This window comes from Flavobacterium sp. GW821-FHT11G01, assembly GCF_058808175.1.
Genome location: NZ_JBXARK010000006.1, coordinates 257418 through 270474 on the forward strand (window position 1 = coordinate 257418; position 13057 = coordinate 270474).

Consider the following 13057-nt stretch of genomic DNA (forward strand, 5'->3'; position numbering starts at 1 on the left):
ATGAGTAAACTGGGAATAGTTATCACAGATGGCGTTGGATTTAGAAATTTCATGCTTACTGATTTTTGTCAGAAGGCTCAGGAATCTTTTACTGAGATAACTATATTTTCCTGTTTGCCAAAGGAAGCTTACAAAGATCTTGAAATGGTTTTTAAAATTATTGAGTTGCCTGTTTTTGAAGAAAAATTTCCTACTTGGTTTTTTAGAAAAATAAAAGAAGTAGCCCATTTACAACTTCACAAAAGTGAAAATGAGGGAATAAGCTCGAATTTGAAAAAAAATGAATCAAAAGCAAAAAGCATTAGGGGCTATTCAACACGATTTATATTTAAGATTTCTTCCTTTCTAAATTCAGAAAAATGGATTCAAAGATTCAATAAATGGCAACAATGGTCCTTTAAAAACAATACAATCGTTAAAGAATATGCAATCATTCTTAAAAGCGAGAATGTTGATATTTTGTTCTTTACGCATCAAAGGCCTCCTTTTATAGCACCATTAATATATCAGGCTGAAAAATTTAAAATAAAAACTGCTTCTTTTATTTTTAGTTGGGATAATTTAGCTTCTAAAGGCAGAATGTCTGGAAATTTTAATTATTATTTGGTTTGGAGCGATTTGATGAAATCAGAACTTCTACATTTTTATTCTTCTGTTTCTAATGATCAAATTGAAGTTGTAGGAACTCCTCAGTTCGAACCGTATGTGTTAGATAGATATAAGACTGATAAGGTTAGTTTTGCAGATAAATTTAATATAAATGTAAATCTTAAAACTATTTGTTTTAGTTGTGGTGATGTTTCTACAAGTCAGAATGATGTCTTGTATATTGATACTATTGCCAATGCTATTATAGATAAAAAAATTCCCGAAGTTAACTTTTTGGTTAGAACTTCTCCAGCTGAAGATGGAAAACGATTTAGAGATTTGTTCGAAAAGTATCCTTCGATCAAGTGGAATTTTCCTAAGTGGGAACTTTTAAGAAAAAATCATCAGGAAGAATGGTCTCAAAGAGTCCCTACCATTGAAGATATCATAGATTTGAGGAGTATTTTAGAATTTTCAGATTTGAATATTAATATGCTTTCTACCATGAGTCTTGATTTTATGCAATTTAATAAACCTGTAATTAATCCCGCCTTTGGGAATTTAGAAAATGGTCTGTATGACGATCAAAGGTTTTTGCGCTATGCACATATAAAAAACGTGATAATGTCAAATGCAACCAGAATTGTTAAAAATAAGCAGGAACTAATAGATTCAATAGTATTATATATTAAGAATCCAGATACAGACTTAGAATCCAGAAAAAAATTAATTCAACTTCAAATAGGAAAACCACTTGAAGGAACTTCAGAAAGAATTGCAACAACTTTAAGAAAATGGAGTCAAGAAAAATAGCCATTCTTTGTAATTATCAACTCCTCTCGGAACGAGTAGGAGGAATGGATTATTTTTTCTGGAATTTTGATAAAAAGTGCAAGGAATTAGGTATTGAAATTGATTGGTTTTTTCCAAATAAATCAAATCATGGAAATTACACTTCCTTAAATATCTATACAAATACTACTGAGAGTGTTGAAAATAATTTCCTTTCTTTTTGTAAACAAAACAAAACAGAATACACTTATATTATCACTCATTTTGTAGAACTATGCACACCATTTTTTTATAAAATCAAGAAAGTATCAAACGCAAAAATTATTGCTGTCGACCATAATCCAAGACCTTTAAATGGATATTCATTCAAAAAAAAGATAAATAAAAAAATAAAAGGGATTTTGTTTTCGAGATATATTGATGTTTTTGTCGGCGTATCTAATTATACTGTAAAACAAATTTTAAAAGATTTTGGTTCTCATTTAAAATCAAAAACACAAACAATTTACAACGGAGTTATATTAGACACGATATTGACAAGAGAGTATCGGAATAGTGAAAAGCCAACTTTTTTAGTAGCTTCTCATCTCAGGGAATCAAAAGGAATACAAGATTTAATTAAGGCGGTTTCATTTCTTTCGAATGATATTAAAAAAGAAATTTCAATAATAATTTATGGAGATGGTTCATATAAGGAACAATTATTAAAAAAAATTGAACAGTATAAATTAGAGAGATGCTTCATTTTTATGGGTAATAAGCCAAATCTAAATGAAATCTTTTCTCAATATGACTATTTGTTACAACCCACACATATGGAATGTTTCAGCTTATCAATTTTAGAAAGTCTTGCGGCAAATGTACCTGTAATTACAACAAATGTTGGCGGAAATACTGAAGTTGTTTCATCAGGAACAAATGGATATGTTTTTCAGGCAAAAAATATTCAGGAATTAAAACAAATTCTCGAAGATGTTTATTTAGGTAACAAAAAGATATCTACTAATACAAGAGAATTAATTGCCAATTCCTTTTCTTTGCCGAAAATGGTAGACAATCATTTGAAATTAATTTTAAAAGAAGTCTATTAAATTTAAAATTCCATAAATCTTAAAGATGTTTTTTAACTCATTAGCATTTGTTATTTTTTTACCAATCGTTTTTTTCTTGTATTGGTTTGTTTTCAATAAAACTAAAAGCACACAAAATGCTTTATTAATTGTTGCCAGTTATTATTTTTATTCCTGTTGGGATTGGAGGTTCTTATTTTTATTGGTTTTCTCTACTTTTCTAGATTATTATACCGGAATTCAAATCGAGAAAGGAAAATCGGATAAGAGCCGTAAATTTTGGTTTTGGTTAAGTATTATTGTCAACTTAGGTTTCCTGGGAATTTTTAAGTACTACAATTTTTTTGCAGCTTCATTCTCTGAATTATTAAGTTCAGTAGGAGTTCATGCAAGTCCAATTTTATTAGATGTTATCCTTCCAGTCGGAATTTCATTTTATACTTTCCATGGTTTATCGTATGTTATTGATATTTATTTCAAAAGAATAAAGGCTGAATATAATTTTGTAGATTATTCTTTGTTTGTAAGCTATTTTCCTCTTTTAGTTGCTGGCCCAATTGAGAGAGCTACACATTTATTACCGGAAATAAAAGTAAAACGGGAATTTGATTTAGAAAAAGCCAAAGAAGGCATATATCAAATTATATGGGGTTTAGTGAAAAAAGTGGTTATTGCAGATACTTGTGCGACTTATGCTAATGCCATTTTTGATCATTACACGACAATGAATTCATTTTCTCTAATACTAGGGGCCGTTTATTTTGCTTTTCAGATTTATGGTGACTTTTCAGGATATTCAGATATTGCGTTGGGAGTTTCAAAATTGTTTGGTTTAGATTTATTGCGAAATTTTAATTATCCTTATTTTTCCAGAGATATTGCTGAATTTTGGCGTCGTTGGCACATTTCGCTTTCATCTTGGTTTAGAGATTATCTTTATATTCCACTAGGAGGAAGTAAAGGCGGACTTTGGATGAAAATCAGAAATACTTTTATCATTTTTGTAGTTAGTGGTTTTTGGCATGGTGCAAATTGGACTTATATAGTATGGGGATTCATTAATGCCGTTTATTTTTTACCGTTGCTTTTATCAAATAGTAATCGAAATAATATAGATACAATTCAGCTAAAATTTGATTTTGATTCGGTTAAAGTAATACTTAGTATTTTCTATACTTTTTTATTGACTTGCATAGCCTGGGTGTTTTTTAGAGCCAGAACAATTAATGATGCGATTTTATACCTAAAAAGAATTTTAACTAGTAGAGATTTTAGTTTTCAATATTTAGATAATGAACGCTATAGTTATGAATTATTAGCAATGATTGGTCTTTTTGTTTTGGTCGAATGGTTTAATCGTAGCAAAATCGAACCTCTTTCAGGAAAAAGAAGCTTGTTAAAAGTCGCGTTGGCCATTCTTACCATAATGGCTTTTGGAACTTTTTCAGATTATAAAGAATTTATATATTTTCAGTTTTAATGAAACGCTTTTTAATTTATACAACCAAAATTTTAATCGTAACAGCTTTATTAGCGGTTGCTCTGGACGGATTATATACTAAAGTGTTTCTGCAATCTAAAAATAGAGGAAAAATAGAAAATGTTTTCAATTCAGAACCACAGCGATATGATGTCGTAATTTTAGGATCGTCGAGAGCAAATAATCATTTTGTTTCGAAGATGTTTGAAGATAAAGGATTAAAAACTTTTAATTACGGTATGAGTGGCGGGCATTTGTTTGAAGCTTCTTTAATGCTAAAATTGATGATTGAAAGAAAATATACAATTAAAAACGTCATTCTCGAAGCTGATTTAAATTTATCTAATGATCAGGAGTCTGAAGGCGTCTCTGCTAAATTTCTACCCTTTATTTATAATTCTGAAGTTATAAAAAATCATTTTGCATCTCAGGAAAATTTTAAAGAGCTTTATTATATTCCTTTTTACCGATATATAAAATATGATGCAAAAATAGGATTTAGAGAAACTTATAAAATCGTAACGCATCAAACAACAAATGCTTTAGATAATCTTGGATTTTATCCATTAAAAAAGCACAAAAATGGCAATATGAAGAATAATATTGTCAATTTGAATCCTTTACCTCACAATAAATATTATGAAGAAATTAAAAACATTTGTAAAGCAAACAATATAAAATTTATTGCAGTTATGACGCCAATGTGCGAAAATGTTGTTGGTATGAATTATTTTGAAAAAGTTAAAAAAGCATATCCCGAAATTCATAATTATGAAAATGTAGTTGTAGAAAATAAATATTTTTCGTCCTGCGGACACATGACTGATACAGGAGCAAATATGTTTACAGCAAGGATTTTAAAAGATTTTTTTAAGAAGTAAAACCATGAAAATAGCCTTTTTAACACCAGAATATCCACATTCTAAAACAGGTAATTCTGGAGGTATAGGTACAAGTATTAAAAATTTAGCGATCGGACTTTTAGGAAAAGGTATTTCGGTTCGAGTGTTGGTTTATGGCCAAAAAGAAGATGCTGTTTTTGATGATAATGGAATTTTAATTCAACAGATTAAAAATATAAAGTTCAAGGGATTATCCTGGTTTCTGACAAGAAAAAAACTAGAAAGAATAATTAATAAATTATATTCTACCCAGGAAATTGATTTAATAGAAGCACCTGACTGGACTGGAATTACATCATTTATTAAACCAAATAAATGTCCAATTATAATTCGATTACATGGTTCTGATACTTACTTCTGTCATTTGGATAATCGACCTGTAAAATGGATAAATAAATTTCATGAAAAAAGAGCATTAAGAAAGGCAGATGCTTTATTATCAGTAAGTCAGTTTACCGCAGATTTGACAAATTTAGTTTTTGACTTAAATAAAGAATTTACAATTGTTCCAAATCTTATTGATACTAGTTTATTTGAAATAGACACTAATTATAGTAATTATAGTCAAAAAGAAAAAAGCATTCTATATTTTGGAAGTTTAATTCGTAAAAAAGGACTTTTAGAACTGCCTTTAATTTTTAATAAAGTAATCGAAAACAATCCTGAAATCAAATTAATTTTAATTGGTAAAGATGTTCCTGATATTATTTCGGGTAATTCATCTACCTGGCAAATGATGCAGAAGTTGTTTTCTGATAAAGCCATTGGTAACGTTACCTATTTGGGGACTATTCCTCATGTTGAAATAAAACAAAAAATACAAGAGGCAAGTATTTGTGTTTTTCCTTCCTTTGCTGAAGCTTTTCCAGTTTCATGGTTGGAGGCTATGGCCATGGGAAAAGCAATTGTCGCATCAAATATAGGATGGGCATACGAAGTGATTGATGATAAAGAAAATGGTTTTTTAATAGATCCTAAACGTCATTATGATTTTGCAAAAAAAATTGTAACTATTTTAGATGATGAAACGTTAAGTCTCAGAGTTGGAAAATTCGCAAGAAAAAAAGTGGAAGAATGTTTTGATACAAAAGTTTTAGTAAAGAAGAACATTGAATTTTATGAATCAGTTAAAATTTAAATTTTGATAATAGTTTACCATAATAATAAACATGTAGTTCAAATTACTTCAGAAGATAATGAAGTTTTAACGCATAATAGTAATGCTCAAATTGCAACAGTAATAACTGAATTAGCTTTGCAGTATCCTGAATCAAAAATAGTTTGGTGTGATAAAAATTATCAAAACTATCTTAATTTAGAGGGAATAAAAGAAAGTTTTCATCATGATAAAATGATGTTGTCATATAATCCAAATCATAATGAGTTTTTAGGTAGAAAAATAGGTTATATCGACCAATCTCCTTTTATTAAAATCAATAAGGACGTAACTTATCCAACTTGGCAAATGAGCAGTTTAGCAGGAGCCATTCACGCCAAAATATTGATTGAAATCAATCAGAAAATAAGACCTGATTCAAATTTTAATTATTATCTAAATTCAGTAGCTAAAATTTGTATGCCACTTGGATTATTATGTTATTCAGAAAGAAAATTGTTTATACAAGATATTGACCTAAAGGTTGCTCAAAAATATTCAAATTTTACCCTTTTTAGATTTGTAAAACAGCACTACAGAACGCGATGGACATTTTTACTATTTTTTAATTTAATGGTTTTTGAGTTTAAATTTCCACTTTTAGCTTTGATGTATAGTTGGTTTTTTAAAAATAGAAATGATAAAAACATAAGTTTAGATAAAATAAGTGCTTTTTCTTTGTTGAAAACAAACGATTCTGAAACAATCGATGTAATAATTCCAACTATTGGAAGAAAAAAATATTTGTATGATTTTTTGAAAGATTTATCGAAACAAACCTATTTGCCTAATAATGTAATAATAGTGGAACAAAATCCTTTACCAGAAAGTGTTTCAGAATTGGACTATTTAGTCTCTGAAGTTTGGCCTTTTAAAATTAAACATACTTTTACAAATCAGGCAGGAGCTTGTAATGCTCGAAATTTGGCACTTAAGGAAGTTGAAAGCGAATGGCTTTTTTTTGCTGATGATGATATTAGAATAGAAGAATCTTTTATAGAAGCTTCCTTTAGTTTGATTGCTAAATATAAAAGCAAGGTCGCGACTTTTAGTTGTTTACAAAAGAATCAAAAAACGATTAATAAAGAGATCTTTCAATGGGTGTCATTTGGGTCAGGATGCAGTATTGCTAAAAAAGAAGTAGTTCAAAATATATCTTTTAATTTAAAATACGAGTTTGGATTTGGAGAAGATAGTGACTTTGGAATGCAGATTCGAAATAAAGGATATGATATTTTACATTTTCCTACTCCTCAAATTTTACATTTAAAAGCTCCTGTAGGAGGTTTTAGAACAAAACCAGATTTAGCTTGGAATAAAGATAAAATTAAACCCAAACCATCTCCCACAGTAATAATTTATAAAATATTGCATGAAACTAAAGAACAAATAAAAGGATATCAAATAATTTTGTTTTTTAAATATTATAGTAGACAATCCATTAAAAATCCAATAAAATATTTTTTTAAATTTCAAAAAGAATGGAGACAAAGTTTGTATTGGGCAAATGAATTAATTAATAAAGTATGAAATTTTCCCTAATCATTTGTACTTACATGCGTCCGGAACCATTGCTTAAGTTGATGAAATCGATTCAGATGCAAAATTTATATCCAGATGAAATTTTAATTATCGATGGATCTAAAAATGGCGAAACAGAAGCCGTTTTAAGTTCAAATCAATTTAAGAATTTAAAATATTTTTTAGTTGATGATCAAAACCGCGGTCTCACAAAACAAAGAAACTTTGGAATTCAAAAAGTTACCGATGATACTGAAATTGTTTGTTTTTTAGATGATGATACGATTTTAGAACCAGATTATTTTGAGAATTTACTAAATACGTATGAAGTTTTTCCAGAAGCTTTAGGAGCTGGAGGCTACATATACAATGAAATAAAATGGGAAAAAACAAAGAATAATTATATTCCAAAAATTAATGAATTTTATTTTGATGGATGGAAACGAAAAGATGGAAGTCGTTTTATTCTTAGAAAAAAACTAAATCTTGATAGCGATTGCATGCCTGGTTTTTCGCCATTATTTTCGCATGGAAGAAGTGTTGGTTTTCTGCCACCTAGTGATAAGATTTATGAAGTAGAACAATTAATGGGAGGTGTTTCATCTTTTAGAAAATCTATTTTTGAAAAACTTTCATTCTCTACTTATTTTGAAGGCTACGGTTTATATGAAGATGCCGATTTTACTTTAAGAGTTGCTAAAACCGGAAGATTATATCTGAATACAAAGGCTAAATTGCATCATTTTCACGCTGTATCCGGACGGCCAAATCAATATCAATATGGTAAAATGGTTGTGAGAAATGGCTGGTATGTTTGGCGCATTAAAAATGCAAAGCCAGATTTTAAAGCCAGATTAAAATGGAATGCAATAACCATTTTACTTACCTTAATTCGTTTTACAAATGTTATTACTGATAAAAATAAAAAAGCTGCTTTTACAGAAGCATTAGGAAGGACAATAGGATGGTGGAGTTTGTTTTTTAAAAAACCTGGTGAGGTATGATGAAATCAAAAATCTATATATACGGTCTTTGTAATGTTTTTTATGATGGCTATTATATTCAGGGGATAAAAGAAATTTATCAGGATTTTGAATTTAATATTTCAAAGTTTCCTAAATTCAATCAGGGTACTTTTGCCTTTATTATTGAAAATGATAATTATTCGAAGAAAATCATTATTGATTCAAAAGATTCAAATCAAATTAATAATATTGAGTTTGAATGGTGTGATATATACGGGAAGGTAAATTATAATCTGAATCATTTACCTGTTGAGAATAGCAAAAAGGTTATTGCTATTGGTCCTAGTTTTGGTATTAAGATTTGGAACTTGTTTAAAACATTTAGCTATTTGATTTTAAATTTCATTAGATTTAAAAATTCTATCTCAAACAAAAGAGAATTTATTGCCAATTATTGGAGGCAGTATAAAAGATTAAGATTAGAAAAATATGATCCAGTTCAATCATCTAACAATCAAGTTTTTTTTATAAATAGTATTTGGAAACAGGAAAATGAAACGAATAGAAATCGTGCTTTATTTATAAAATCGTGTAAAAATAATTCGAATATTATTTTTGAAGGAGGATTTGCTGCGAGAAGTAATGGAGATAATTTGGGCTTTGATGATTTAGTGTATTCAAAAAAAATACCTTTAAAAACCTATATTAAAAAAATCAAAAATTCTGCTTTTGTATTTAGTACTCCAGCAGTTCTTTCCTGTCACGGTTGGAAATTGGCTGAGTTTTTGGCTTTAGGTAAAGCAATTATTACAACTCCTCACCATAATGTATTGCCAAAAGATTTGTTAGATAATGTGGATGTCATTTATGTAAATGATAGTGATGATATTAACAAAGCAATAGAAAAAATAATAAAAAATTTTGATTTTAAAAGAAAACTGGAATTAGAAAGTAAAAATTATTTTGACCAATATTTAGCGCCAAAAAAAGTTATTACAAGATTACTGGAAAATACATAAAATGAAATTTGTAATAATTACTCATGTTAATCATATTAAAAGTAACAATCAATATTTTGGTTATGCACCTTATGTGCGTGAAATGAATATTTGGTTAAAATATGTTGATGAACTCATAGTAGTTGGGCCTCTGTTAAACGGAAACCCGGAAATAATTGATATTGCTTATAATCATAATAAGATTGATTTTAGAAAAGTTCCTGATTTTAGTTTTACGAGTTCTAAGACTAATATAGTTTCACTCTTTAAGTTACCAATAATTTTTTGGAAAATATTTTGGGCAATGAAAGATGCTGATCATATTCATTTACGTTGTCCAGGAAATGTTGGTTTAATAGGAAGTTTAGTTCAGATATTATTTCCAGGAAAAATAAAAACCACCAAATACGCTGGAAATTGGGACTCGAATAGTATTCAGCCATGGACATATAAATTACAAAAGAAAATTTTGAATAATTCCTTTCTAACTCGAAATATGAAAGTTCTAGTATATGGAGATTGGGAGAATCAGTCCAAGAATATAAAATCTTTTTTTACAGCTACATATTCAGAATCAGAAAAAGCGTTGCCTTATAAAACAGATTTTAAGAATTCGGTAGAATTTATTTTTGTAGGAACTCTTGTTTCTGGGAAAAACCCAATGTATGCTATAAAATTAGTTGAACAATGTATTAAGCAGAATAAAAATGCAGTTCTAAATTTATATGGAGAAGGAAGTGAAAGAATGGCTTTGGAAGAATATATTAAGAAAAATAAGCTAGAAAATTATATTTTTTTAAATGGAAATCAAAACCAGGAGACAATTAAAAAAGCCTATCAAAAAAGCCATTTTGTTGTTTTGCCATCTAAAAGTGAAGGCTGGCCCAAAGCCATTGCTGAAGGTATGTTTTGGGGATGTGTACCAATAGCGACAGAGGTGTCTTGTGTGCCTTTTATGCTTGATTACGGGAATAGGGGTATTTTGCTTGAAATGGACTTAGAAAAAGATGCAGTTCAAATTAAGAACATAATAAAAAACGAAGATAACTTTTTGTCAAAGAGTAAACTAGCAGCAAGCTGGTCACAGCAATATACAACCGAAGTTTTTGAATCCGAAATAAAAAAATTGCTGATAAAATGAGAGTTGTGCAAATTATAGATTCTTTAGAAATTGGCGGTGCAGAACGAATGGCAATAAATTATGCTAATGCGCTGGCTAAAAATATAGATTTTTCAGGTTTAATTGCAACAAGAAAAGAAGGTGGTTTAAAAAATCAAATAAATTCGGATGTTGCTTATCTATTTTTGCAAAGAAAAAAGCGTGTAGATCTGAGTGCTGTTTTTCGCTTTAGAAAATATCTGGTCAAAAATAAAATTGACATCATACATTCACATAGTTCTTCATTCTTTATAGCCGTTTTGGTAAAGCTTACTTTGCCAAGAATAAAAATATTTTGGCACGATCACTATGGTTCAAGATCAAAAGAAAGTAAAAAAAAGAATATAATTTTGGTTTTTTTATCAGCTTTTTTTTCTTCTATTTTAGTAGTGAATCTGCAGTTAAAAAAATGGAATGAGAAAAACATGAATTGTTCAAGAGTAATTTTTATTCCCAACTTTACCAGATTTCAAAATGTGTCTGCAAGTGAATTATTAACACACTTAAAAGGATCAGATGGAAAAAGAATAGTTTTTCTGGCTAATTTAAAAAATCCTAAAAATCATTTTTTAATTTTAAAATCTTATGCTGATTTAAAACTATTTGAATCAGGTTGGAGTTTACATTTAATAGGTCGAGATTATTTTGATTCTTATTCTGAAGCACTAAAAGGCTTTATAAAAGCATATTGTTTGGAGAATCATATTTATTTATATGGTGAGAAAAGTGATATTAAAAATATTTTATCTCAGGCTTCAGTTGGCGTATTAGCTTCAACACAAGAAGGTTTTCCGGTAACTTTACTCGAATATGCTTTAGAAAATGTTGCCGTAGTTTCTACCAACGTTGGGTATTGTTCTGTTCTTATTCAGAATGAGATTGATGGATTATTGTTTGATCCTTTTTCAGAATTAGAAGTTAAAAATCAATTAAAAAAAATAGTTGACAATGAAATTTTAAGAAATACTTTAGCTGAGAAATTTAAAAAAACGGTTATTCAAAATTATTCTGAAGAATCAGTAATTGAAAAGCTAATTTTAGCATACAAAAAAAGTAAATAATGAAAAACTTTAGATTGTCTTATATTCATATTGTTTTAATTCATTGCATTATTGCCTTGATCATTTTTGTAGTACCTTTTTTGTCTAAAATACTGGCATTTTTAATTCCGATAATAGGCTTTTATTTCGTAAGTAAGACTAAAAACAAGAACAATGAAGTACTCCTAATATCAGCATATTTAGTTGGCATTGAGGTTTTTTTGAGAATGACTGGTGGAAATCTTAACAATGAATATGTTAAAATAAGCGTCATGTTTTTTATGTTGTTGGGCATGATGTACAGCAATTTTTCTTTAAATGCACTCATTTATTGGTTTTTTCTAATCCTTCTCATCCCTGGAATTGTGATAGTTTCAACAATAGGCGACTACAATATAGACGTAAAAAAAGCATTGTTTTTTAACTTATCAGGACCAGTATGTTTAGCTATTTGTGCAATCTATATGTTTAAGAGAAAAGTTTTATTTTCAGATTTGCAAAATATTGTGCTCAGTATGGGATTACCAATCTTGACAACAACAGTTTATTTGTTTTTATATAATCCGAGTGTAAAAGATGTAGTAACAGGAACACAGTCTAATTTTGAAACATCTGGAGGATTTGGACCAAATCAGGTTTCTACTATTTTAGGATTAGGAATTTTTATCTTTTTTGCCCAATTAATCTTATTTTCGAAAACTAAAAAAGAAATAATTTTAAATGGATTTTTGTTGCTCTTTGTAAGCTATAGGGGAATTGTAACTTTCTCAAGAGGAGGGGTAATAACTGGAGTTTTTATGATTGTTTGCCTTTTAGTTTTATTATATTATTTTTCAAATGCAAAAGGTAAAAGTAAATTCATCCCGATTTTTATAATGACCGGTTTAATGGGAGTTGGTATCTGGACTTATAGTTCCATTCAAACAAGCGGATTGATAGGTAAACGTTATGCAAATCAGGATGCAAGAGGGAGGGAGAAAAAAAGTCAATTAAGTGGGAGAGAGCAAATAATTGAGTCCGAAATCACCTATTTTTTAGATAATCCTATAGCGGGGGTTGGTGTTGGAATGGGAAAAGAAATGAGACAAAAAACTTTTGGTACTGCAGTTGCTTCACATAACGAAATAACCCGAATGTTGGCCGAGCATGGTCTATTTGGTGTTTTGGGACTTTTGATACTTTTTATAACGCCTTTTGTTTTATACATTTATAACAGGCAGCACCTGTACTTTTTGTCTTTTTTTGTTTTTTGGTTATTAACCATAAACCATGCTGCAATGCGAACAGCTGCACCGGCTTTTGTGTATGCTCTTACACTCCTTTCAGTTCACGTTAAAATTCCTGAAAAAGCTAATAAATCAGACACTTAATTTCTTTTTTTTATAA

At 29.0% G+C, this 13057-nt stretch carries 11 protein-coding genes; all 11 read left to right on the plus strand.

Annotated features, from left to right (window positions below; translation table 11 throughout):
• The 11 genes from AC1RRN_RS13280 to AC1RRN_RS13330 are packed head-to-tail and all read left to right on the plus strand — an operon-like array spanning position 1 to position 13041.
• Positions 1-1401 carry a hypothetical protein gene (locus AC1RRN_RS13280; protein ID WP_492967743.1) on the plus strand — a complete coding sequence of 467 codons (1401 nt, stop codon included), beginning with the start codon at positions 1-3 and terminating at the stop codon, positions 1399-1401.
• Entirely contained in the window at positions 1383-2471 is a 1089-nt protein-coding gene (locus AC1RRN_RS13285) for a glycosyltransferase family 4 protein (RefSeq protein ID WP_492967744.1), read from the plus strand. The genes AC1RRN_RS13280 and AC1RRN_RS13285 overlap by 19 nt, the downstream gene beginning before the upstream one ends.
• Before the next feature lie 25 nt (positions 2472-2496).
• Positions 2497-3930, plus strand: a complete 1434-nt coding sequence (locus AC1RRN_RS13290; RefSeq protein ID WP_492967745.1) for an MBOAT family O-acyltransferase — start codon at positions 2497-2499, stop codon at positions 3928-3930.
• Positions 3930-4811: a hypothetical protein gene (locus AC1RRN_RS13295; RefSeq protein WP_492967746.1), complete on the plus strand. Its 882-nt coding sequence runs from the start codon at positions 3930-3932 to the stop codon at positions 4809-4811. Before AC1RRN_RS13290 ends, AC1RRN_RS13295 begins: the two co-directional genes overlap by 1 nt.
• Positions 4812-4815: 4 nt before the next feature.
• Positions 4816-5970 (plus strand): glycosyltransferase family 4 protein, encoded by a 1155-nt coding sequence (locus AC1RRN_RS13300; RefSeq protein WP_492967747.1) that lies wholly within the window; start codon positions 4816-4818, stop codon positions 5968-5970.
• A 3-nt stretch (positions 5971-5973) separates the two neighbouring features.
• On the plus strand, positions 5974-7518 hold the full coding sequence (locus AC1RRN_RS13305; RefSeq protein WP_492967748.1) for a glycosyltransferase family 2 protein: 1545 nt from the start codon (positions 5974-5976) through the stop codon (positions 7516-7518).
• Entirely contained in the window at positions 7515-8513 is a 999-nt protein-coding gene (locus AC1RRN_RS13310; RefSeq protein ID WP_492967749.1) for a glycosyltransferase family 2 protein, read from the plus strand. The genes AC1RRN_RS13305 and AC1RRN_RS13310 overlap by 4 nt, the downstream gene beginning before the upstream one ends.
• Positions 8510-9493 (plus strand): glycosyltransferase, encoded by a 984-nt coding sequence (locus AC1RRN_RS13315; protein ID WP_492967750.1) that lies wholly within the window; start codon positions 8510-8512, stop codon positions 9491-9493. The genes AC1RRN_RS13310 and AC1RRN_RS13315 overlap by 4 nt, the downstream gene beginning before the upstream one ends.
• A 1-nt stretch (position 9494) precedes the next feature.
• Positions 9495-10613, plus strand: coding sequence for a glycosyltransferase (locus tag AC1RRN_RS13320; RefSeq protein WP_492967751.1), 1119 nt, complete (start codon positions 9495-9497; stop codon positions 10611-10613).
• Entirely contained in the window at positions 10610-11692 is a 1083-nt protein-coding gene (locus AC1RRN_RS13325) for a glycosyltransferase (RefSeq protein ID WP_492967752.1), read from the plus strand. Before AC1RRN_RS13320 ends, AC1RRN_RS13325 begins: the two co-directional genes overlap by 4 nt.
• Positions 11692-13041 (plus strand): O-antigen ligase family protein, encoded by a 1350-nt coding sequence (locus tag AC1RRN_RS13330; protein WP_492967753.1) that lies wholly within the window; start codon positions 11692-11694, stop codon positions 13039-13041. Before AC1RRN_RS13325 ends, AC1RRN_RS13330 begins: the two co-directional genes overlap by 1 nt.
• The last annotated feature ends 16 nt before the right edge of the window (positions 13042-13057 follow it).